This window comes from Flavobacterium sp. GQ95, assembly GCF_059758655.1.
In genome coordinates this window covers 319,864-343,851 of record NZ_JCAXEB010000004.1, presented here as the reverse complement: position 1 = coordinate 343,851, position 23,988 = coordinate 319,864, and the positions used below count along the sequence as shown (strand labels likewise).

Annotated in this window: 15 protein-coding genes and 1 pseudogene; 7 read left to right on the top strand and 9 right to left on the bottom strand. The window is 33.5% G+C overall.

Going from position 1 to position 23,988, the window contains the following annotated elements:
• Positions 1-72: 72 nt before the first annotated feature.
• The 4 genes from AC6CH4_RS10940 to AC6CH4_RS10925 all read right to left on the bottom strand — a co-directional run bounded on the left by AC6CH4_RS10940 (position 73) and on the right by AC6CH4_RS10925 (position 5,118).
• The gene (locus tag AC6CH4_RS10940; RefSeq protein ID WP_498102867.1) at positions 73-2,463 is read right to left on the bottom strand and encodes a 3-hydroxyacyl-CoA dehydrogenase/enoyl-CoA hydratase family protein; all 2,391 of its coding nucleotides are present in this window, start codon (positions 2,461-2,463) and stop codon (positions 73-75) included.
• Between the two features lie 60 nt (positions 2,464-2,523).
• A complete protein-coding gene (locus AC6CH4_RS10935) occupies positions 2,524-2,982 on the bottom strand; it encodes a MarR family winged helix-turn-helix transcriptional regulator (protein WP_056193743.1) in 459 nt (152 codons plus the stop codon).
• Positions 2,983-3,209: 227 nt separating this feature from the next.
• On the bottom strand, positions 3,210-4,241 hold the full coding sequence (locus AC6CH4_RS10930) for a helix-turn-helix transcriptional regulator (RefSeq protein ID WP_498102865.1): 1,032 nt from the start codon (positions 4,239-4,241) through the stop codon (positions 3,210-3,212).
• Between the two features lie 253 nt (positions 4,242-4,494).
• Positions 4,495-5,118, bottom strand: a complete 624-nt coding sequence (locus tag AC6CH4_RS10925) for an HD domain-containing protein (protein WP_498102863.1) — start codon at positions 5,116-5,118, stop codon at positions 4,495-4,497.
• A 125-nt stretch (positions 5,119-5,243) separates the two neighbouring features.
• Here AC6CH4_RS10925 and AC6CH4_RS10920 point away from each other — a divergent pair, with 125 nt between their 5' ends.
• From AC6CH4_RS10920 to AC6CH4_RS10905, 4 genes are all read left to right on the top strand, one after another.
• Entirely contained in the window at positions 5,244-6,761 is a 1,518-nt protein-coding gene (locus AC6CH4_RS10920; RefSeq protein WP_498102861.1) for a TROVE domain-containing protein, read from the top strand.
• Positions 6,762-7,390: 629 nt separating this feature from the next.
• Positions 7,391-8,812, top strand: coding sequence for an RtcB family protein (locus AC6CH4_RS10915; protein ID WP_498102859.1), 1,422 nt, complete (start codon positions 7,391-7,393; stop codon positions 8,810-8,812).
• Between the two features lie 262 nt (positions 8,813-9,074).
• Positions 9,075-9,887 (top strand): hypothetical protein, encoded by an 813-nt coding sequence (locus AC6CH4_RS10910; protein ID WP_498102857.1) that lies wholly within the window; start codon positions 9,075-9,077, stop codon positions 9,885-9,887.
• Positions 9,888-10,034: 147 nt separating this feature from the next.
• Positions 10,035-13,880, top strand: a complete 3,846-nt coding sequence (locus AC6CH4_RS10905; RefSeq protein ID WP_498102855.1) for a YobI family P-loop NTPase — start codon at positions 10,035-10,037, stop codon at positions 13,878-13,880.
• A 104-nt stretch (positions 13,881-13,984) separates the two neighbouring features.
• Here AC6CH4_RS10905 and AC6CH4_RS10900 read toward each other — a convergent pair.
• Positions 13,985-14,086 (bottom strand): annotated as a pseudogene (locus AC6CH4_RS10900) (transcriptional regulator); the annotation flags it as partial.
• Between the two features lie 22 nt (positions 14,087-14,108).
• On the bottom strand, positions 14,109-15,029 hold the full coding sequence (locus AC6CH4_RS10895; protein WP_498102853.1) for a hypothetical protein: 921 nt from the start codon (positions 15,027-15,029) through the stop codon (positions 14,109-14,111).
• 1,026 nt (positions 15,030-16,055) lie between these two features.
• Between AC6CH4_RS10895 and AC6CH4_RS10890 the strand changes: the two genes are divergently transcribed.
• Complete coding sequence (locus tag AC6CH4_RS10890) at positions 16,056-16,520, top strand: hypothetical protein (RefSeq protein ID WP_498102851.1); 465 nt, start codon at positions 16,056-16,058, stop codon at positions 16,518-16,520.
• Positions 16,521-16,554: 34 nt separating this feature from the next.
• The gene (locus AC6CH4_RS10885) at positions 16,555-17,100 is read left to right on the top strand and encodes a 3'-5' exonuclease (RefSeq protein ID WP_498102849.1); all 546 of its coding nucleotides are present in this window, start codon (positions 16,555-16,557) and stop codon (positions 17,098-17,100) included.
• Positions 17,101-17,153: 53 nt separating this feature from the next.
• On the opposite strand, the gene AC6CH4_RS10880 is transcribed toward AC6CH4_RS10885, so the two are convergent.
• Complete coding sequence (locus tag AC6CH4_RS10880) at positions 17,154-18,932, bottom strand: AMP-dependent synthetase/ligase (protein ID WP_498102847.1); 1,779 nt, start codon at positions 18,930-18,932, stop codon at positions 17,154-17,156.
• A 179-nt stretch (positions 18,933-19,111) separates the two neighbouring features.
• Positions 19,112-19,543, bottom strand: coding sequence for a hypothetical protein (locus AC6CH4_RS10875; protein ID WP_498102845.1), 432 nt, complete (start codon positions 19,541-19,543; stop codon positions 19,112-19,114).
• 241 nt (positions 19,544-19,784) lie between these two features.
• Here AC6CH4_RS10875 and AC6CH4_RS10870 point away from each other — a divergent pair, with 241 nt between their 5' ends.
• Positions 19,785-20,069, top strand: coding sequence for a hypothetical protein (locus AC6CH4_RS10870; protein ID WP_498102843.1), 285 nt, complete (start codon positions 19,785-19,787; stop codon positions 20,067-20,069).
• A gap of 215 nt (positions 20,070-20,284) precedes the next feature.
• On the opposite strand, the gene purL is transcribed toward AC6CH4_RS10870, so the two are convergent.
• Positions 20,285-23,956, bottom strand: a complete 3,672-nt coding sequence (purL, locus tag AC6CH4_RS10865) for a phosphoribosylformylglycinamidine synthase (RefSeq protein ID WP_498102841.1) — start codon at positions 23,954-23,956, stop codon at positions 20,285-20,287.
• Between the last annotated feature and the right edge of the window lie 32 nt (positions 23,957-23,988).

Below are 23,988 nucleotides of genomic sequence, written 5' to 3'. Positions count from 1 at the left end.
AAAGAGGCAAGAGGCAAGAGAAAAGACAAAACTAGTTTTGAAGTCTTGCTTCTTGCATCTTTGCTCTATTTTCTAATTACGAAGTGGTTTTCCTTTAGTTAACATATACTGAATTCTCTCTAAAGTCTTTCTTTCTGTACATAAACTCAGGAAAGCTTCACGTTCGATATCTAATAAATATTGTTCAGATACTAAAGTAGCTTCAGATAAATCACCACCAGCCATTACATAAGCCAGTTTGTTTGCGATTTTTTTATCGTGCTCAGAAATGTATTTTCCAGCTTCCATTTGATCTGTTCCTACTAAGAACATTCCCAATGCTTGTTTTCCTAAAACCTTAACATCAGTTCTTCTGATAGGTTGTGTATAACCAGCTTCTGCCATTAACAATGCATGTTTCTTAGCTTCAGCAATCTGACGATCTTTGTTTACTACGATAACATCTTTACCATGTTGAAGAAGTCCGGTATCAAAAGCTTCGTAACCAGAAGTTGAAACTTTTGCCATAGCGATCGTTAAGAAATACTCTTGAAGAACGTTCAATTCTACATCATTTTTGCGGAATAAATCTGAAGCTCTCAAAGCCATTTCTTTAGATCCACCACCACCAGGAAGTACACCAACACCAAATTCAACTAATCCCATATACGTTTCTGCAGCAGCAACCACTTTATCAGCGTGTAAGCTCATTTCGCATCCACCACCAAAAGTCATTCCGTGAGGGGCAACTACAACTGGAATAGAAGAGTAACGAACGCGCATCATTGTGTCCTGGAACATTTTGATTGCCATGTTCAATTCGTCATATTCCTGCTCAACAGCCATCATGAAAATCATTCCGATATTAGCTCCAACAGAGAAATTCGCTGCCTGGTTACCAATAACCAAACCTTGATATTCTTTTTCAGATAAGTCGATTGCTTTATTGATAGCCTGAAGTACATCGCCACCAATAGTATTCATTTTAGATTGGAATTCTAAGTTCAAAATTCCGTCTCCTAAATCCTGAATGATTGCACCACTGTTGCTCCAAACTTTTTTGCTTTCGCGGATGTTGTTCAGAATAATAAAGGAGTCTTGTCCAGGAACTTTTACTTGAGATTTTGTTGGGATATTGTAGAAATAAGAAGCACCTTCTTTTACAGTATAAAAACTGTCGCTTCCGGAAGCTAACATTTCAGTAACCCAGGCAGCTGGCTCTAAACCTTCTGCTTTCATGATTTCGATTCCGTTGGCAACACCAATCGCATCCCAAATTTCGAATGGACCATTTTCCCATCCAAAACCAGCTTTCATCGCATCATCAATTTTGTATAATTCGTCTGAGATTTCAGGAATTCTGTTTGACACATAAGCAAACATTCCAGAGAAACTCTTACGGTAGAATTCACCTGCTTTGTCTTTTCCTTTTACCAAAACTTTAAAACGGTTGATTGGTTTATCAATAGTTTTTGTCAGTTCAAGCGTAGCAAAATTTGCTTTTTTAGCAGCGCGGTATTCTAATGTATCTAAGTCTAAAGAAAGAATATCTTTATCTACTTTTTTATAAAAACCTTGTCCGGTTTTGCTTCCTAACCATTTATTTTCCATCATTTTGTTAACGAAATCAGGAAGTTTAAACAATTCGTGTTGCTCGTCGTTCGGGCAGTTTTCATAAATACCGTTGGCAACGTGTACCAAAGTATCCAAACCAACAACGTCAACCGTACGGAAAGTAGCCGATTTTGGACGACCAATTACCGGACCAGTCAATTTATCCACTTCTTCAATTGTTAATCCCATTTCTTTAACCAAATGGAACAAACTCTGAATACCGTAAATACCAATTCTGTTTCCAATAAACGCCGGAGTATCTTTAGCCACAACCGAAGTTTTTCCTAAGAATTTAGATCCGTATTCGTTTAAGAAATCCAATACTTCAGTAGAAGTTTTTGGACCAGGAATAATTTCAAATAATTTTAAGTAACGCGCAGGGTTAAAAAAGTGGGTTCCGCAGAAGTGTTTTTGAAAATCTTCGCTTCTTCCTTCGCTCATAAAATGAATCGGAATGCCGGAAGTGTTTGATGTAACCAAAGTTCCCGGTGTACGGAATTTCTCGATTTGTTCAAAAACCAATTTTTTGATATCCAAACGCTCTACAACAACTTCAATAATCCAGTCAACATTGGCAATTTTTGCCATATCATCAGTCGTATTTCCAGTTGTGATTCTGCTAGCAAATTTTTGACTGTAAATAGGAGACGGTTTCGATTTTAATGAATTCGCCAGGTGCTCGTTTACCACACGGTTGCGAACAACTTTACTTTCAAGCGTTAATCCTTTTTTAGCTTCAGCTTCTGTCAACTCGCGTGGTACGATGTCAAGCAGTAAAACTTCAACACCAATGTTGGCAAAATGACAAGCTATTCCTGAACCCATAATTCCGGATCCAATTACAGCAACTTTTTTAATTGTGCGTTTCATAGTTAATATTTTGTTTTTTATTTTGAATTAAAATAAGCCGTCTCCATTTACGAATGCTGCCTATTCCTTTTCTTTGTTTTCTGTTTGGGTAAATATGTTTTTGTCCTGAATCAATTCGTTGATAATTTCAGAAACTTCGATAAAATGTTTCAGTTTTTCGTCTGAGACATGTTTTCTAACCGTTTCATTAAATTTCAGAACTGTATTCTTAGATAAATCTCTTTTTTCTTTTCCAAATTCGGTCAGGTAGATCAAAACTCCGCGTCCGTCAGATGGGTTTTTTTTGCGAACAATCAAACCTTTGTCTTCCATTGATTTTAATGTTCTGGTCAGGCTCGTGGCTTCCATTCCCATTCTTGGCCCTAAGGCAGTCGAAGGCGTTCCTTCTTCCTTGTCGATACTCAAAAGAGCAAACCCGGTGGCCATTGTGGCATCGTACTTTGCAGCTTCTTCGTTATACATTCTTGAAACAGCCTGCCATGTCGCTCTCAAAATATAATCTATTGTTTTGTCTTTCATAGGTAACTATATCGATTTCAAATATAATCAAAAAATACTATGCATGCATATTATTTTAAGATAAATTTTTGGTTAATAAATTTTTTGTTCTGGTTTTCAGTGTTTTATGGTTATTTTTAATTTGAAATATACTATTCTTTTTTTAGATTTTAACAAATTTATTGCGGTAAAAATTGTTTTATGACTTTAAAACGAGGTTAAATTCCATATAATGTAAAAATTGATGTTTATAATGCAGAATTATTATCCAATTCGTATCGGGAAAGTGCCTTTTGCAGTATTTTTTGCATTCGGTTTCGTAGGTTTTTTGGACGAAGAATTTCGATTCCGTCGCCAAAACCCAATAAAATACGTTCCATCTCATAATTGGGCAGAATAAATAAATGCACAATGATACTTCCGTCTTCATTTTCTTTGATTAAACGCTGTGAAGAGTGCAAAGGTTTGGTTAAAACATAAGGCGCATTTACGGCATCAATCCAAAGCTCAATTCTTCGTGGCTGTAAACCATGATTAACCGTAACGCCAATTACATTTTTGTAAAACAAATCGGCATCAAAATCTTCTTCTATATAAGGAAGGTTAAAATCGTAGTCGATTGCGATAATTCGGTCCAAAGCCAAATTAGTAATCGGTTGTGCGCTTTTTTTCTTTCCCACCAAAAACCAACGGTTATTAAATTCCTTCAATATAAAAGGATGGAAATGGAATTTGGTTTCTTCCTTTGATTTAAAAGATTTATACGTAATCACAATAGCAACCTTCTTAATAATCGCCTGATAGATCTCGTCCAGAAAATGAAGTCCTTTCAAATTCTCGTTTTTGTCCAGATAAATAACGGGTTTCGTATGCGACTTCTCTGCATAGATTTTATCTTCCAAACGCTGTAAAATATCCGATACATCGCTAAACAGTGAGAAATCCTTAAATTGTTTCAACATCGAAACTGTTTCGGTTAAGACATTCATATCCGTTTCCGTCAGCGGAATATCGGTGATCGAAAATTCGTCGTCTTCGTATTTATAATACTTTTTATCATAAACGACAATCGGCGCGTTATAACCTAGCTTTTCACTCCGCATCAGCTGAATATCCATCTGAATCGTTCGTTTGCTAATAGGGTTTTCCCGGCCTTCATATTCAAACAAAGCTTCAGAACAGCATTCGATCAAATCTTCCAGAGTCCATTGCCGGTATTTATTCTGCAGACATTTGTCGATTGTTTTGTAGCGTATTAAGGCATTTTTGTTTTGTGACATACTGTGTGTGTTTTTGCTCGCAAAGTCGCAAAGTCGCAAAGTTTTTATTTTTTAAGCCACAGATTATAAGGATTAAAAAGATTTTTACTCATTTTTGTCATCCTGAGGAACGAAGGATCACACAAGAAACTCTACAAAGATTGGAAATTCTCTTTGAGGAATATTGGATGTGATCCTTCGTTCCTCAGGATGACAAACAGTGCGTTTAATTAATACTTAAATAAAAACTTTGCGACTTCGCGACTTTGCGAGATTATTTTTTGTTTTCTAAAATGCTTATCTCTTTTTCAATATTAACCCGTGCCTTCTCTTCATACAATCTCCTGAATTCATTGGTTTGAAAAATAAATTCGTTTTCCAGAAAATGCTTCAACGCTTTCGCTCTTCCAGGCTTATAAAGAAAATCAGGGTAAATGCGGTATTCTTTTCTAATCTGTTCAAAATAGATTTTATAATCGTCCCAATCTCTGGCGAGGATTTTCAAATCAAAATCGATCAGCCAGTTAATATCTTCAATTTCATTATGCTGATGTAATTGCGTCGCGCAAATCATATCAAAAACCAAATCCGAATTCAAATTAGTTTCCTTCGGAAGAATCTTAACCGCATATTCCGCACTTTTTAATTCGTTGTCTTTTTTGCTGCTTACATAAACGTAATCGTGATAAAAGATCGAATACAAAACTTCATTCGGAAATTGAAGCTGATCAAAATAGGTTTCATAACAGACAATCATATCTTGAATATGCGTCAGATTATGATAATGCCTTGATTTTTTGGAATAGGCCTTTTCTAAATCAAGCCAGTTTTGCTGAATCTCATTTTCTCCAAAACCAATATTTGCAAGCAATTGGATGTATTTTTCCTTTAGATTCATATTCTTTTTTTACTCAAATATAGAATTCTTTTATTACTACGCAAAATAACTGCGTAGTACTATTGAAATCTTTGTAATGTCAAAACGAAACAACATTGATTGTTCAATTTTAAAAACCAGAAATTATGAAATTCAATTTTTTAGCAAAAGAGAAAAACAATATAGTTAATTACGAAAATGCACCGGCTTTTTCATTAACATCAGATTACGAATTGTATGCAGCAGTTGTAACAACAAGTTTAAATGCTTCATTTTATGAAAAAGACACGACTCGTTTAGAAAGAATTAAAAATCTTATCAAAAAATGCGATCCGGTTTTTGTAGCGAAGTTGGCGGTGTATGCACGAAATGAAATGCACATGCGTTCAGTGCCTTTGGTTTTAATTGTAGAATTGGCCAAAATATATTCAGGCGATTCCTTAATCAGTAAAATGATTACGAAGGTTATACAACGTGCTGATGAAATAACAGAATTATTGGCCTATTACCAAATGGCGAATGACCGAAATGATATCAAAAAATTGAATCGTTTATCTAAGCAAGTCCAAAAAGGTTTGGCAAATTCTTTCAATCAATTTGATGAATATCAATTTGCAAAATACAACCGTGATGGTGTTGTAAAGTTGAAAGATGCTTTGTTTTTGGTTCATCCAAAAGCAAAAGACGAAGCGCAGCAAATATTGTTCAATAAGATAGCGAATAACACTTTAGAAACACCTTATACATGGGAAACCGAATTGTCGCAATTGGGTCAGGTGAAGTTTTTTAACGAAGCGGAAAAGCAAAAAGCATTCACCCAAAAATGGGAAGAATTGATCGATAGTAACAAAATAGGCTATATGGCTTTGTTGCGTAATTTGCGAAACATATTAGAAGCGAATGTTTCGGGTTTTCATATCGCAAAAGTGAGTGACTATCTTTCAAATGAAAAAGCCGTTTTGAATTCAAAACAATTGCCATTCCGATTTTTGGCTGCTTATCGCGAGTTGAAAGCCTTGAATTATAAATATACTACAATGCTTTTGGATGCTTTGGAAGATGCCGTTATGGTAAGTGCGCAAAACATTAAAGGTTTTGATGTCAATACATCAGTTGTAATTGCTTGCGACGTTTCGGGTTCGATGCAAAAAAATATCTCTCCAAAAAGTAAAGTCATGCTTTATGATATTGGTTTGATGTTGGGTATGTTGATGCAAAGCCGTTGCAAGAATGTAGTAAGCGGTATGTTTGGTGATCGATGGAAAATAATCAATATGCCAAAGCGAGCCATATTGTCTAACGTAAACGAATACTACAAGCGAGAAGGTGAAGTAGGTTACGCAACAAATGGTTATTTGGTTTTGGAAGATTTGATAAAACGAAATGAAATCGTTGATAAAGTAATGTTGTTTACCGATGTTCAAATGTGGAATAGTAACCAAACCAAAGATAGTTTTGCCAATTCCTGGAACCGATACAAAAAGATCGCTCCAGATGCAAAATTGTATTTGTTTGATTTGGCTGGTTACGGTCAAACACCAATAAATATCGAGAAAAACGATGTTTATTTGATAGCAGGCTGGTCTGATAAAGTGTTTGATGTATTGAATGCTTTAGACGATAAAAACAGCGCTTTGAATTACATTCACAGAATAGAATTGTAAAAAAGAATATTTACTGCGCAAAATAATTGCGCAGTAGTATTTTAATCTTTGCAATAGAAAAGTTCATTGAAAATTAAAAGTAAAAAACAAGTACCGTAAAAAAGAGCTCCTTCGTGTCGTGGGTTCGATTCCCATCAATTCTATTATCACAATTAGAATTGTAGCTCAGCTGGTAGAGCAGAAAATATCTTTTTGAATATTGTCTTGTTTTAAAATAAAAAAAGAATGTCGTAAATAAGAGTTACTTCGTCTCAAATTTGGGGAGGAATAGCGAAGTTGTAGAATCAGCAAGGCTATCCAGTTCGACTCTGGCAAGACAAGCCCCGTTTCTCTTATTGCTTTTTACTTCTTTTTAAAACTGAAAAATGTCGTGTGTCAGAGCTACTTCGTAAAGGATTCAAAATACTCTGGCCAATTATCACTTTTTCAAATTTATAAGATGCCGTCTATAAAGCGCTACTTCGCGGCATGATAATATTAGGTTCGAATCCTAAAAGTCGCTTATAGAATATTGCTCTTAAAAAAGAGTGTCGTCAGGAAATGGTTCCTTCGTTCCAAAGAAAATTAAACCATTCCTAAACATTACCTCTTTTAATTATTAAATAAAAAACTATCAAAAAATAGAAACAATGAAAACACAAATCAACGGATTTGAATTAATGGAATTAGGATTCCCGGAAGGAAAGATAATCGGAATCGCATTAAAAATAAACAGCAAAAGACATGGATTAAAACGTGATGAAATGATAACCAATTTCAAAAGCGTTTTGGAAACACCAGAAAATTATATCGACGATGCTATTTTTAGCAAACTCGCTACGGCCTTAATCGAAAAAGCAAATGAAAAACCGGAGGATTTTATCACTTTAAATCAAAATCCAAACGCCTATTCGGCTTACGGATTACAACATATCGAAGACGGCGCCAGAAAACAAATGGAAGTGGCCATGAAATTGCCGGTTACGGTTGCCGGCGCTTTAATGCCAGACGCGCATCAGGGATACGGATTGCCTATTGGCGGAGTTTTAGCCACTAAAAATGCCATTATTCCGTATGGTGTTGGAGTTGATATTGGTTGCAGAATGGCTTTGTCGGTTTACGATATTCCGGAAGCTTTTTACTTTGAAAACGAAGCTAAATTCAAAAAAGAATTAGTGGCACATTCTAAGTTTGGCGCTGGTCATGGTTTTCAGGGACAATACAAAGCAGATCACTCGATTTTAGAAAATGACACTTTCAACATGAATCCGTTTGTGAAGAACTTAAAAGATAAAGCCTGGTCGCAATTGGGATCCTCTGGTGGAGGAAATCACTTTGTGGAATTCGGAATCATGGAATTTGCCAAAGATGATGCCGTTTTAAATATTCCAAAAGGGAAATACGTTGCTTTGTTAACGCATTCCGGTTCCCGTGGAATGGGCGCAACCATTGCCGGACATTATACTAAAATCGCCAAAGAGGTTTGTAAACTTCCGGAAGTGGCAAGAAACTTAGCGTATCTGGATATGAATTCACAATTGGGTCAGGAATACTGGATGGCCATGAATTTGGCGGGAGATTACGCTTCGGCTTGTCATGAAATTATCCATAACAAAATGGAGAAAGCTTTGGGAGCAACGATTTTAGCCAAAGTCGAAAACCACCATAATTTTGCCTGGAAAGAAACCTGGAATGGAGAAGAAGTAATCGTACATAGAAAAGGAGCAACTCCGGCCGGAAAAGGCGTAATGGGAATCATTCCGGGAAGTATGACCGCGCCGGGATTTTTGGTGCGCGGAAAAGGAGAGGAGAACGCGATCAATTCTGCTTCACATGGAGCAGGAAGACAAATGAGCAGAACTCAGGCAATTAAAAATATTACTAAAACCGAAATGCAATCCATCTTAAAAGATCACGGCGTAACACTTATTGGTGCAGGTTTAGACGAAGCACCAATGGCCTATAAAGATATCAATCAAGTCATGGAAGCACAACAGGATTTAGTGGATGTCGTAGCAAAGTTTACCCCAAAAATGGTCAGAATGGCGGATGACGGGAGTAGGGAGGATTGAATTTAGTATTCAGTCGCAGTCGCAGTTTTCAGTGTAGAGGTTCAAAAGGACAAAGGTTATCCTCATTTTATGACAAGCATTAAATTAAGAAGATGACGGGGTATTTAGTTCTCAGTCTCAGTCTCAGTTTTCAGTGTAGAGACGCACAGCAGTGCGTCTAACACAGTGTTTAAAAAACTTAAAACACATAGCAAAAAAGAAAACTTTGCGACTCTGCGCCTTTGCGAGATTAAATTACTTTAATTTGCCGAAAAAAAACTGAATGAAATTTATACAGCAGCGAACCATAATCTTAAAATCACTTATTGCCGCACTGGCCATATTGTTAATTAAAAATTTTGTGTTCAAAAAACTTTCCCTTTACGGACAGGATTTTCACGATTTGATAGAACTGTCCGATATCACGATTATTTTTACCGGAGCTTTTTTTGTATTCGGATTATTATTGGCCGCAACCATGACCGATTTTAAAGAAAGTGAAAAAATCCCGGGTGAAGTGGCTTCGAATCTGGAAGCAATCAAAGACTGGATTTATCTGGCTTTCAAGGCGCCAAGAACAGGGACGTCTGATTTGTGCAAGGAGGAATTAGACAGCACTTTTTTACGCGAGCAAATGATCGCCATTACCGATGGTATTATTGCATGGATTTATTCCCACGGAAAAGATTCAACGGTTATTTTTCCCTTAATTCGAAAATCAAATGAGATTGCCTATTATTTTGCCGAAAGAGGTGTCGACAAAGAAGCTATAAAAGGCATACAGGAAAATACGAATGCAATGCGAAAACAGCTTACCCGTGCCTATTCAATTTCGAGAAACAACTTTATCAAGCCGGCTTATACCTTGCTGCAAAGTATATTGTTCATCGTCATGTCGCTATTACTGATTACCAAATTCAAAAGCCCCTCAGCCGATTATCTGGTAACGTCTGCCATTACGTTTTTGTTTTGCTATTTGTATTTATTAATTAGCGGTTTAGACGATCCTTTTGATATTCTCAACGGAGATACCAATGTCGATTTGAAACCTATTGATCGATTTAAACAACGATTGTGTTCGGATTTTTTGGTTTGATAGTAAGAAATAAAGTCTGTAACAGACTTTATTTGTAGCCTTTAAATCAGGTACTTTTACGGGGTTTAAAGGCTTTTTGTTTAATTATATTTGAAAACCAACATGAAAGAAAAAATACTTGTTAATAAGTATTAAGAAGAAATTTATATGAAAGATAAAATAAAAAATAAAGAAGGAAATTCTAAAAATGGAATTACCAAACCTAAAAATAAATTAGAAGTATATAAAAAAGTTATTTATTTTGTTGTTTTTAAAAATTTGTTTAATAAAGTTTTACAGGCTAAAAATAATTTTTTATGTAAACTAGATTATCCTTTTAATAATAATCCCCATTCATTTGAAGATTTATCCCCAGTTATCGTAAAAGATGGAAATATTTATATAGACTCATTATTTTGGGCCCTGAAAAATAAAAATGTCAAAAACATTGCTTTAACTGGTTCGTATGGTTCGGGAAAAAGTAGCATTCTAAAAACTTTTAAAGAAAAGCATCCAGAGTTTGAATATTTAAATATTTCATTAGCAACTTTTGATGATTTATTTGAAGATACTGACAAGCCACCATTAAATCTAGTGCCACCAGTAGCAAAACAAGAAAGTGGAAAATTTGATGAAATGAATAAAAAAATTGAATTAAGTATTCTACAACAAATGCTTTATGTTGAAAAAAGTAGAACTATACCAAATTCAAGGTTTCAAAAAATAAAAAATGTAAAAAAGCACTCTATATTTATTAACTCTATATTTTCTTTGACCACAGTATTAAGCTATATTTTTCTATTTCATAATGATTTAATTACAGGATTAAAGTGTGTGAAGTTTTACTTTTTTGAAAGTGCTAATTGTGAACTTAATTTTAAAATTTGCGAGATTCTTTCAATTCTGTTTTTACTTTCTGGAGCTTTCTATATTATTAAAAGTTTCGTTAAAACTATCAGTGATTTTAAATTCAATAAAATAAATTTCAAAGGTGAAGTAGAATTAAATAGGGAAATTTCTGATAATTCTATTTTAAATAAAAATTTAGATGAAATAATATATTTCTTTGAAAGAACTAATTATAACGTAGTAATAATTGAGGATTTAGATCGATTTAATGAACCAGAAATATTTACTAAACTTCGTGAGATAAACTTATTATTAAACATTTCAAAACAAGTTAATCGGCATATCGTTTTTATTTATGCTTTAAAAGATGAAATGTTTAAGAATGGAGATAGAACAAAGTTCTTTGATTTTATTTTACCAATTATACCAATAATAAATTCTTCTAATTCTTTTGACTATTTAGTAGAAAAATTGAAAGATCAAAAAATAGATAAGAATTTGCTTTATGATATATCGCTTTATATAGATGATATGCGATTGTTAAAAAATATGGTAAATGAATATAAGATTTATTTTGATAAACTAACGAACGAAACTGAGATTCAATTAGTACCAAAAAAGTTGTTATCCTTTATCATTTACAAAAATTTGTTTCCAAAAGATTTTGCAATCCTCCATAAAAATGAAGGAATGATTTATGAAGTTTTCAATAAAGATTTAAAATTAATTAAACAAAAATATACTGAAATTGAAGAACTAAAAAATATTGAAAGTAATAATGAAATAACAAGACTAAAAGAATTAGTAAATCACAAAACAAAAATTGATAATATTAAAGATCTGCGTAGACTATATGTTTTTGAACTTTTAAAACAATTGCCAAAAGAAACAATAAGTTTTACTATAAATGATAATGTATATTTTTTAAATCAAATAGAATCTTTACTAGAACAAAATACTTTTAATGATTTAATAAATATAGAATCAATTACAACTTCGGAAAAAACTCTTAATACATCGCGATGGGCTTTGGAAAATAAATTAACTGACTTGAGTATAAGTTTCGATAAAATTGAAGATAAAGTAGACAAAAACTATAATTATCATCAAAGAGTTGAATTAATATTTGAAAAGGAAAATCAAGAAATTGAAAGATTAAAAGACTTAATTCAGATATCAAAGGATGAAATAAACAAAATTAAAGATTATACTCTTCAAGAAATTTTAACTACAAATAAAAATTCTGACCAAGAGCTCAATGTTGAAATAAAAGAATCAAAAGTTTTAATTTATTTCATAAGTAATGGCTTTATTGCGGAGGATTACTTTGATTATATTTCAATTTTCAAAGAAGGTGATATTACTAGAAATGATAAAAATTTCATTTTGAGTATAAGAAATAACAGTTCCCTACAAGTAGACTTCAAACTTGACAAAATTGAAAATTTGATCAGACATTTAGGAAATGATTTTCATAAAAATGAAATCTTAAATATTGAATTAATTGATTACTTATTGGAAAATGAAATTAGGAGTTATAAAGAAATATTTACGCAATTTAAGGATGAAAATGAAAGAACAATAGAATTTATTGAATGTTATATAAAAACAGGAAAACATATTGAAAAATTTCTAAAAGTTATATGTGAAAAATATGGGGACTTTTGGAGTTACGTTGAAGAAAGTAATTTAACAATTAGTGATAAAGATTTTGTTCTTAAAAATATGCTTGTAAATGTCAGTTCTGATATATTAGAAAAGCAAAATCATAATAATAAGCTTTCTAATTATATTTCACAAAAAGGAGATTTTTTAAACTTAATTAATTTTGAAAATAAAAATGTTGAGAATGTTATTTTAAAGCTAGGTGTTAAATTTCATATTCCGTTGGATGCTCAAAATAATAAATTGTTATTTGATTTTATTTACAAGAATAATTTATATCAATTAAATAAAGAGATGATTGAACAAGTTGTCATTGAAAACACTTTGTCAAAAAATAATTCTATTGGAAATCTACGAAATGCAAATTATACCACGATTCAGGATTCTGAATGTGATGATTTAATTAAATATGTAGACATAGAAATAGTTAATTATATTAAAAACGTATTTTTAAAACTTGAAACTAATAAATATGAAAGTGAAAGAAGCCTAATTAGTTTATTAAATAATCCAAAATTAGATAAAATAGATCCTTATGATATTATTTTAAATCAAGATATAATCTTTAATAAATTAGATGAAATCAGAGATACGAAAAGTTGGAGCATCTTATTTGCTTTCAATAAAATAAAACCTTCGTGGATTAATGTGTTTAAATATTATGAAATACATAATTTTGATGAATCTTTAATTCTATTTTTAAATAATGAAAATGCATATATCGAATTATCGAAAGAAGATATTAAAAGTTTAGAATTTGCAAAAGAAGCAAAACATAAATTTATTACGGATTTAATTTTAACAAATGAAATTTCTAATAATGCATATTCATTTTTAATAGAAAATATTGAAGACAGCTATGATAATTTGGAAATTGGAAAAATTGAAGAGGAAAAAATAAAGATGCTAATTGAAAAGGGAATTATTGCTCTTACAAAGGAAAATTTCGAATTACTTAGAACGGATTCTTCAAGGCAACAAGTTCTACTTATTAAAAAAAATTTTGAAGAATATATTAAACAAAGAGATAAAGATAAAATTGATTATGAATTAAAAGAAAGTGAATATGAATTATTACTAAATTCCGATTTAAGTCTAAAAGATAAGATTCAATTAATTATAAAAATAAAAGAAGATTTTATCAATGAAAAAAATAATCTTGGAAATCTAGTCGGTGAAATTTTAAAAGATAAAGTGCTAGTTACAATATCATCATATTCTTACTTGAAAAATTTATTAAAAAACATTAGCTCTATAGAAACAAGGGTCAAGCTTTGTAATTTATATTTTGATTTATTTTCCAAAGAAACTACTTTTATCGAAGAAGTATTAAGTATACTTGATCAACCTTTTGTAAATATTATAACAGTCGGAAAAAATAAACCTCCGATCAAGTATAATGAGGATAATTTAAAATTAATAGAAAACCTTAAGAAAGCTAAATATATAAAAAGCTTCACTTTAAATAAAGAAAAAATAACAAAGATTAGGAGAATATAATCATGTATATTTTTAGTATTCTCTCTTGAAATAAATGAAAACAAAAAAAAATGCGCAATTCTCATTGCGCATTTTATATATAAGAAATTCTCTTTTCAAGAATATCATTTCCCTTTTAACAATTTCTCTAAATACTCAACCTTTTCTCTTTCAGCCAAAACCAAACGTTCATAAAGCTCCACAACTTTATCAAGAGGATTACAAGTTAATTGGCAGCTTTGATCGATATTAAGAAGCAATCACATTCTCAACAGGCCTCAACCCACCAAAATCATCATCCTTCCTCTTCACAAACCTCAAATAAATAAAATACTCCACAAAAGGAATAATCAGAAACAAAAAGAAAAAAAGCAATTCATGTTTCAGGATTTCCTTAAAAATAAGATCCAATCCGGCTTGTAATTTACGTCCCATTTCAGATTGTATGGAGCGTTCGATTCGTTGAGGTTCAATTTGATCCAGTTTTTGTAAAAGCGTTTTGAATTTAGCGTAATCAATATCTTTAACGTTTTTCATGTCGGCTTTGTCGTCAACGACTTTCATAAAGCCATACACGCAGGCGCTATACACTTCCGACTCGTATTTTTGAAGCAAATAGGATGTCGACGAATTCTTGAAGTTATCTACAGTTTGTAAACCACTGTTGTTTTGTTTGATATAAAGCGCCAATGCCTGGGTCAAAGATTTACTCACATCTTCTGAAGAATTGGACAGCAGCTGAAGCGAATGCAGAAAATCTTTTTTCTCTTTTTCAGATGAAAATGTTGTCCCGATTGTTTTAGAATAAATATTGGCGGTTATGTTTTTGTTTTCTGATCGCAAAACAGATTTTCCTCCATACAAAAGACCAATCATAGCAAAGAAATAAACGAAAACAACCATAAAGTACGGAATCCAGAGTTTGGCAATCCAATTGTAGTATTTACGGTCACGGGTAAAAATGTTTTTTCTGTACAAAAAGACATTGAAAACGATTCCTAAAACAAGGCCGAGAATAATAAATAAAACCGTCCAGAATAGAAACCAACCCATATTGGGTAAAATAAATTGTTTCGAAAATTCCCACACTTCAGACCAAACAATACTGTCGATATATTCTTTCATAATTTCATTTAAGGCGAGATAAAAATAATCAAAAGTAGCTTTCAAAATAAAAATTTGTTGAAATGGACAATGATTTTTTTGTGTTATTTTTAACATTTACAGGAAGAAAAGTTATATTAAATCGAAAAATGATTTATATTTGTCTTAGAATTAAAAGTAAAAAACATTCATATGAACCTGTCAGCCATAAAAGTTAGCGATCGTTTAGCCGGATTTTCTTCGGTTAACGACTCAGGATGTCATATGTATTTAATGAATTAGAAATGTATTGTAGTTTCAAACTCAAAAATAAATAGATAAAAGCGTCCTCATTGGGACGCTTTTTTTGTTTTAAGGCAGGTTTGTGTTTGGAACTTCGGAATCGGTTTCATCAGTAAGAAAGTACTTCGACTCCGCTCAGTATGACAAAAAGATAAGAAAAATAACATATAACTAAAACGAGTAAAAAAAATAAATTGACCAAATGTTTTATGAGTAAACAAAATAGCGAATTATAACTTGGAAAGTAATCTGATTGAGAAACAGTGAATTGATAAAAACGAGTTCTGCACCAACATGCGGACAGGAATTTCTCTGCTTTAATTTTTAGTGTAACTAATTGATATTCAGAAAAATAATCTTAAAATATATTTGGATAATTGAATTTTTCGACTTTATATTTGCCTAACAAATCAGAACAAACGATTTACACAACACAATGATTTTAATATATAATACATACAATATGAATTTTAAAACTAACATCAGTAAAGCCAAATCTTTAGATGCCAATTCGGGTCTGGAGTGGATTAACATATCGGTGCATCACCATAGATATAGGATAATTTGTATTATCGTATTTGTTATGAAGCACCTTTTATCGGGTGCTTTTTTTATGCCCATAAGTTTTGTGTCATTTGCCACGAAGGCACTAAGGTACAAACAATATAAACTTTGCGACTTAGCGCCTTTGCGTGAGATTAATAAAGTATAATGATGCTGGTGAGCAATTTTCGCGCAAAGTCGCAAAGCCGCAAAGTTGATTTCTGGGTCGTAGTACAAAAAAATAAATAATAAATAAAAAAATATACAATGAGTACAATATTAAAAGAATACAAAAAAGCGATTAAAATTCAATACGAAACCAAAAAAAATGGAATGTACTTCGATTACTTGTGCAATCCTTCTCGTGGAAAACTACGTGATTTGTGCTGGCTAATTTTCGAGAAAAATCCAACTCAGGATGACTTGAACGTCTTTAGAAATTTATTTTCTATGGATTTTGATCATACCAAGAAGAATAAGTTTAAGGAGAAAAAAGATAAGTTCAGACCTATCGAAACCTTCTTTAAAGGCGAAACAGATCCGGCAAATATTGATGCGATCAATATGGCTGCAATTTTGGTTGATTTTGAACCGCGTCCTTTTAAAAAGTTTCACGAAATGTACAAACTTGAAGGAGCTAAAGAAATTAAAAGCGATAACGATAATTCTAAATGGAAGAAGCGCTATTCATCAATCAAGAAAAACTTTCGGGAAGTAATGGCTCTTTTTTAGAGACAGAATTATAAATTATTAAAAAAGTAAAAAAATGAAAACAACAGATAAAATTATTATTATCGATTTAGAAGCCACATGTTGGCAAGGTGCGGTCCCACAGGGGCAGGAAAATGAAATCATCGAAATCGGATTGGCGGTTCTGGATGCAGAAACGGGTAAGATAACCCAAAATCAGGGTATTTTGATTAAACCACAACGATCGGGTGTAAGTCCGTTTTGTACGGAACTGACCACTATTACGCAGGATTTACTGGATAAAAACGGATTGCGTTTTGAGGAAGCAATTGAAAAATTAGTTGACCAATATAATCCGGATTTATATACCTGGGCAAGTTACGGTCAGTACGATCTCAATATGCTTAGAAAACAGTGTAAATCATTCGGAATTCAGTATCCAATGGCCGACGAACATATTAATGTAAAAGTCTGGTTTGGAGAAAAATTTGGTTTAGTAAAACCAACCGGAATGAATGGCGCTTTGCATTTATTGGATATTCCACTTGAAGGAACACATCACCGCGGAATTGACGATGCAAAGAATATTGCCAAAATTCTATATTGGTGTTTGCACAATTAAAAAAGGCTGTCCTTGGGAGACAGCCTTTTCACTTGGTTAATTATTTTGGAATGTTATTCGTGACCATAGATTTTAGCGTAAAGATCTTTGTAAATTTCTTTAATGATCTTACGTTTTAATTTCAGCGTAGGAGTAAGCTGTCCGCCGTCGATAGACCAAACATCAGGAGTTAACTCAAAACGTTTGATTTTTTCCCAGTGTCCAAATTTCTCATTTATTCCTTCCACTTCTTCGTCAATACGTTTAATTACGTCCGGATTAGCACTTATTTCCGCATTTGTGCTTCCTAAAGTTATTTTATGCAGCTTTGCCCATTCCTTTACAAAATCAAAGTTAGGTTGGATAAAAGCAGCCGGCATTTTTTCACCATCTCCAATTACCATAATCTGCTCGATAAAACGAGATTGTTTCATAGCATTTTCGATCAGCTGAGGTGCAATATATTTTCCCCCTGAGGTTTTGAACATTTCTTTCTTACGATCTGTAATTTTTAAGAAACCTTCGCTGTCAATTTCACCAATATCTCCAGTATGGAAATAACCGTCTTGTAACGCTTCAGCCGTTTTTTCAGGATCTTTAAAGTAGCCTAACATTACGTTAGGTCCTTTGCAAAGAATTTCTCCGTCAGCAGCAATTTTCACTTCAACATTGCGAATTACTTTTCCAACCGTTCCAATTTTAAATCCTTTGTTTCTCTCATCGTTTACGGCAATTACCGGCGATGTTTCAGATAAACCGTAACCTTCCATAACCGGAATTTCTGCAGCAGCAAAAACTCTTGTTAAACGGGGTTGTAAAGCGGCACTTCCGGAAACCATCAAATCTAAATTTCCTCCCAAACCTTCTTTCCATTTGCTGAAAATCAATTTTCGGGCAATTTTTAACTGGAATTCATACCAGAAACCATTGGCTCCGTATGGTTCATATTTTAAACCTAAATCAATAGCCCAGAAAAATAGTTTTTTCTTGATACCCGTTAATTCAGATCCTTTTGCGTAAATTTTATCGTAAACTTTCTCTAAAAGTCTTGGTACCGCTGTAATTACAGTCGGACGAACTTCTTTTAAGTTATCACTGATTTTATCAATTGATTCTCCAAAATAAACCGAAACACCATAATATTGATAGATGTACAAAATCATTCTTTCAAAAATATGGCAGATAGGCAAGAAGCTCAAGGCAGTGCTTTTTCCCGGATCAAACGGAATTCTTGGCGCGCTGTCCAAAACATTCGAAACAATGTTTTTGTGCGAAAGCATAACACCTTTAGGTCTTCCTGTAGTCCCTGAAGTATAAATAATAGTCGCTAAATCGTCAGTTTGAATGCTGTCTTTTCTGGCTTCAACTTCACTTTGGTTGCTTTCGTCTGCACCAAGAGTCAATAATTCGCTCCAGTGTTTACAGCCCGGAATTTCATTAAAAGAATATACTTCTTTTAAAGTCGGTACATTCGCCTGAATTAGTCTTACTTTTTGAAGTACTTCATCATCAGATACAAAACAGTACATACTACCACTGTGGTTCAATATATATTCGTAATCTTCTTCAGAAATAGTTGGATAAATTGGAACGTTCTGAGCACCAGTCTGCAGAATACCAATATCCATAATATTCCATTCGGTACGGTTATTTGAGGTAATTAAGGCAATTTTGTCATCTTTCTGAATGCCCATGCGCAACAATGCTCTCGAAACAGCATTGGCTTTTGCAATATATTCCTGGCTAGATGTTTTTTCCCAAACTCCGTTTTTTTTCGTTGCCAAAGCAACCGGAAGGTTATAAGTTTCTTGTTGATAATAGGGAAAATCAAAAAGGCGTGTGATTGAAACCATGTTTAATATATTGAATTTTACTGCAAATTAAATAAAAAATAGGTATAATTTTTAATTTTGTGAAATTTTATGGGAAAATTTATAGGGACTATTGAAAATCAACGAAAACGTTTTCTTTTTAGTAGCTAATTTTCTAAAAAACTAAAAATTATTTAATTTAAGGTCTGCGGTTTTTCAGATTATTGCACATTATAATCTACATATTCTTTCACTCTTTCTCCCATCAAAAACATTTTTTTCTTGGCAAAATGAATAGAAAATTGAGAGTTAACCCAAATATCGCTGTCATTTGGTCTGTACCAAAAGGTGTACGAAGCACTATTGAAGCCTTCTCTAAAAATTGGAACTCCTTCTTCCGTACATTCAATTCCCCAGTTCATTTTACTTTTGGATAAATCCTCAGCCTGAATAACTCCGGTTCCGTCTGGATTTAATACAGTGCTTGGTTCTTTTTGATTCATTGGGATATAAACTCCGGGAACTGGATAGCCAATGGTAGTAGTGATATAGCGATCACGGCCATTGTGAGAAATTTTATTTACCTCGACTTGGGAATAAGATTGTGAAACAGTAAAAAATAATGTGATTAGTACTAAATGTAGCGATTTCATTCTATGTAGGTTTAAAGTGTTTTTGGTGTTAAAAAAGATTTAGTGGCAAATATTTTTTACGAATATAGTTCAAATTTTAATTAAAAATATGTATTATTTTAACTAAAAAATACCGTGTTTTTCCCCTTTGAAAAACAGTCATTTACCTTGTTAATTTAACTTCAGCTTGCCATAATTTTATTTCAAATTAAATGCGTGAGCCGAAAAGCAAAAGAGTAGGCATTATTTTAAAATTGAAATTATGGAAACAGCTTTCTTTTTGATCATGGGATGGTGTGGTACAGGGTATCCCGGATGGTTAAGATACTTATTGAAAAAAATACCACCACCGCCAGATCCGGAACCTTGGTGGCATATAGGTATTATCGGTTTAGGACTAGTTGCAGGAGTAGCAGGTGGACATTACTTTAGTAATGCAATTGCAGAAAATCAGTTTTTTGCAGGTCAGAATGCCATCGCTTCCGGATTGTTTGCCTTTGGTGCTTCTAATTTTGTAACTGGAATTGCCACTTCAGTAAAACGCTAAAAAAAAAATGCCTCAGCTAATAGGGATAGTGCTGAGGCATTTTTTTTGATTTATTAGAAACACACGTAATTTTTTCGTCACGATCTGAGCGAAAGCGAACAGGCGAAGCAATTCAAGAACTATCACGAATTGATTTGTGGAAATTTGTGAAATTTGTGAAATTTGTGGTATAAAAAACGCCCGAAATTCGAGCGTTTTTTATAAAAATATAATTTTTAGTTTTTCTCAATCCATTTTCTGGCGTTGATAAAAGCTTCATGCCAAGGTGTAAACTCGTCATTTCTGTCTTTTGGATAATGTGCCCAGTTCCATTGGAAAGTTGAACGCTCAATATGAGGCATTGTAACCAAATGTCTTCCTGTTTTATCACACATCATCGCTACATCGTAATGAGAACCATTTGGGTTTGCAGGATATCCTTCGTAAGCGTATTTAGAAACAATGTTGTAGTTTTCTTCACCCATTGGTAAATTGAATTTACCTTCTCCGTGAGAAACCCAAACTCCCAAAGTAGTACCAGCCAAAGTCGATAACATAACCGAATTATTTTCCTGAACTTTTACCGAAGTAAAAATACTTTCGTGTTTGTTACTATCGTTATGAAGCATTTTTCCGTGTACTTCATGTTCCGGATTAATTACTTCCAATTCCATAAACAATTGACAACCGTTACAGATTCCGACAGATAAAGTATCTTCTCTTTTAAAGAAATTATCCAATGCCGTTTTTGCTTTTTCGTTGTATAGGAAGGCTCCGGCCCAACCTTTAGCAGAACCTAAAACATCAGAATTAGAGAACCCTCCAACTGCTCCAATAAACTGAATATCTTCAAGCGTTTCACGACCAGAAATTAAATCCGTCATGTGAACGTCTTTTACATCGAAACCTGCCAAATACATTGCATTTGCCATTTCACGCTCAGAATTACTTCCTTTTTCACGAATAATAGCCGCTTTTGGTCTTGGTTTTGAAGCATCAATTACAGGTGCTTTACCAGTGAAATGCGCTGGGAAAGTATAGTTTAAAGCCTGATTTTTATAATTTTCAAAACGTGCTTTTGCAGTTCCGTTTTTAGATTGTTTTTGGTCTAATAAATAAGAAGTTTCAAACCAAACGTCTCTGTAAGTAGGAATATCCAATTTATATTCTCCAAATTCTAAAGTTGCATTTTCCTGAACCGAACCAATTTTGAAGAACTCAATATTGTTTTTATTCAATATATCTTCAACTCCTTCATCAAATCTAGCCTGGAAAACGATTCCGATGTTTTCTGCAAAAAGAATTTTCAATAGATCTTTTTCTGCGAAAGCACTAAAATCAATTTTAGCTCCCAAATTCACATCAGCAAAACACAACTCTAATAAAGTTGTGATTAAACCACCGCTTCCAATATCATGTCCGGCTAAAATTAGATTTTCGCCGATTAGTTCCTGAACCGTATTAAAAGCATTTTTGAAGAAAGAAGCATCTTTAATTGTAGAAGTTTCGTTTCCAATTGTATTTCTGATTTGCGCAAAAGAGGAACCTCCTAGTTTGAAATCATCCTGAGACAAATTGATATAGTAAATAGAATCTCCGTTTTTCTGTAAAACAGGCTCCACTACTTTTCTAATATCTGTACAATTTCCTCCGGCAGAAATAATAACCGTTCCCGGTGCAATTACTTCGTCGTTTGGATATTTTTGTTTCATCGAAAGTGAATCTTTTCCTGTCGGAATATTGATTCCCAATTCAATTGCAAATTCTGAACAACCTTCAACAGCAGCGTACAAACGAGCGTCTTCACCTTCGTTTTTACAAGCCCACATCCAGTTGGCAGATAATGAAATTCCTTTTAAACCATCTTTAATTGGCGCCCAAACAATGTTTGATAACGATTCGGCGATAGCATTTCTGCTTCCTGCAACCGGATCAATCAAAGCAGCAATGGGAGCGTGGCCAATAGAAGTTGCGATTCCTTCTTTTCCTAAATAATCCAGAGCCATAACGCCAACATTATTCAAAGGCAATTGCAAAGGTCCTGCACATTGTTGTTTTGCTACTTTTCCACCAACGCAACGGTCAACCTTGTTTGTTAACCAGTCTTTTGAGGCAACAGCTTCTAAACGTAAAACGTCTTTTAAATAACTTTCGAAATTTGCTTTGTCATATGAAACAGCAGCATATTTTCTATCGATAGTTTTATCGGTCATAACCGTTTTTGGAGAGCTTCCGAAGAAATCTTCTAAAGCATAATCCATCGGTTTTGAACCATTTGATTTTGATTCGAAAGTAAAACGGTGATCTCCCGTTACATCTCCAACCTGATACATTGGTGAACGCTCTCTGTCGGCAATTCTCTGTAAAGTATCAATATCTTTTTGACCAATAACCAATCCCATTCTTTCCTGAGATTCGTTACCAATAATTTCTTTTGCAGAAAGTGTTGGATCTCCAACCGGTAATTTATCCAAATCGATTAAACCTCCCGTTTCTTCCACCAATTCAGAAAGACAGTTTAAGTGCCCTCCAGCTCCGTGATCGTGAATAGAAACAATTGGATTATGATCGCTTTCTACTAAACCACGAATCGCATTAGCAGCACGTTTTTGCATTTCAGGGTTTGAACGCTGAATCGCATTTAATTCGATTCCTGAACCGAAAGCTCCGGTATCTGCAGATGAAACCGCAGCACCACCCATTCCGATTCTATAATTTTCTCCACCTAAGATTACGATTTTATCGCCTTCTTGTGGTTTCTTTTTTATTGCCTGATCTAATTTTCCGTAACCAATTCCACCCGCTTGCATAATTACTTTATCGTAACCAATTTTGCGGTCGTTTTCTGAATGTTCGAAAGTTAAAACGGAACCTGTAATAAGCGGTTGCCCAAATTTATTTCCGAAATCAGAAGCTCCGTTTGAAGCTTTGATTAAAATATCCATTGGCGTTTGGTACAGCCATTTTCTTTCTTCCATTGCGTTTTCCCAAGTCCTGTCATCCTGAGCGGAGTCGAAGGATTTCAAACGAGAATAAGATGTCATGTAAACAGCAGTTCCTGCTAATGGCAAAGAACCTTGTCCACCTGCTAAACGGTCACGAATTTCTCCTCCAGAACCTGTTGCAGCTCCGTTGAAAGGCTCAACTGTTGTTGGGAAATTGTGTGTTTCTGCTTTTAAAGATAAAACCGAATCAAATTCTTTTATCTCGTAATAATCAGGTTTGTCAGCTGTTTTTGGTGCAAACTGCTGCACTTTTGGTCCTTTTACAAAAGCAACGTTGTCTTTGTAAGCAGATACTATATCGTTAGGATTTTCCTGTGATGTTTTTTTGATTAATTTGAAAAGAGAAGTTTCTTTTTCTTCACCGTCAATAACAAAAGTTCCGTTGAAGATTTTGTGACGACAGTGCTCTGAATTCGCTTGTGAGAAAGCAAAAATCTCAGAATCTGTTAACTTTCTTCCTAATTTTACAGCAAGATTATCTAAGTAATCTACTTCTTCCTGGCTTAAAGCCAAACCTTCTACTTTATTGTAAGTTGCAATATCATCGATTTCCAGAATTGGTTCCGGCTGAACGTTGATAGTGAAAATTTCCTGATCTAATTGATTGAATTTTTGAAAAAGCATCGGATCAAAATCAGTAAAGTCAGCCGTTGCAGGATGAAATTCTTCAATTCTGATGATGCCCGGAATACCCATATTCTGGGTAATTTCTACAGCATTTGTACTCCAGGGTGTGATCATAGTGGCGCGGGGACCAACAAAAAAATCCGACAAGGCGGATTTTTCGATCTTATTAGAGTTGGCAAAAAGCCAGTTTAATTTTGAAATGTCTTGAGCCGAAATTTCGTTTTGCGTTTGTACCGCGAAAACAGTTTTGCTTTGGTTTTCAAAGAAATGGATCATTGTGATGTGTAGTTTGTTGTATTGAAGATGCA

Excerpts from the sequence above, each read along its gene's own strand:
- AC6CH4_RS10940 (WP_498102867.1), bottom strand. The coding sequence starts at position 2,463 with ATGAAACGCACAATTAAAAAAGTTGCTGTAATTGGATCCGGAATTATG.
- AC6CH4_RS10935 (WP_056193743.1), bottom strand. The coding sequence starts at position 2,982 with ATGAAAGACAAAACAATAGATTATATTTTGAGAGCGACATGGCAGGCT.
- AC6CH4_RS10930 (WP_498102865.1), bottom strand. The coding sequence starts at position 4,241 with ATGTCACAAAACAAAAATGCCTTAATACGCTACAAAACAATCGACAAA.
- AC6CH4_RS10925 (WP_498102863.1), bottom strand. The coding sequence starts at position 5,118 with ATGAATCTAAAGGAAAAATACATCCAATTGCTTGCAAATATTGGTTTT.
- AC6CH4_RS10920 (WP_498102861.1), top strand. The coding sequence starts at position 5,244 with ATGAAATTCAATTTTTTAGCAAAAGAGAAAAACAATATAGTTAATTAC.
- AC6CH4_RS10915 (WP_498102859.1), top strand. The coding sequence starts at position 7,391 with ATGAAAACACAAATCAACGGATTTGAATTAATGGAATTAGGATTCCCG.
- AC6CH4_RS10910 (WP_498102857.1), top strand. The coding sequence starts at position 9,075 with ATGAAATTTATACAGCAGCGAACCATAATCTTAAAATCACTTATTGCC.
- AC6CH4_RS10905 (WP_498102855.1), top strand. The coding sequence starts at position 10,035 with ATGAAAGATAAAATAAAAAATAAAGAAGGAAATTCTAAAAATGGAATT.
- AC6CH4_RS10890 (WP_498102851.1), top strand. The coding sequence starts at position 16,056 with ATGAGTACAATATTAAAAGAATACAAAAAAGCGATTAAAATTCAATAC.
- AC6CH4_RS10885 (WP_498102849.1), top strand. The coding sequence starts at position 16,555 with ATGAAAACAACAGATAAAATTATTATTATCGATTTAGAAGCCACATGT.
- AC6CH4_RS10880 (WP_498102847.1), bottom strand. The coding sequence starts at position 18,932 with ATGGTTTCAATCACACGCCTTTTTGATTTTCCCTATTATCAACAAGAA.
- AC6CH4_RS10875 (WP_498102845.1), bottom strand. The coding sequence starts at position 19,543 with ATGAAATCGCTACATTTAGTACTAATCACATTATTTTTTACTGTTTCA.
- AC6CH4_RS10870 (WP_498102843.1), top strand. The coding sequence starts at position 19,785 with ATGGAAACAGCTTTCTTTTTGATCATGGGATGGTGTGGTACAGGGTAT.
- purL (WP_498102841.1), bottom strand. The coding sequence starts at position 23,956 with ATGATCCATTTCTTTGAAAACCAAAGCAAAACTGTTTTCGCGGTACAA.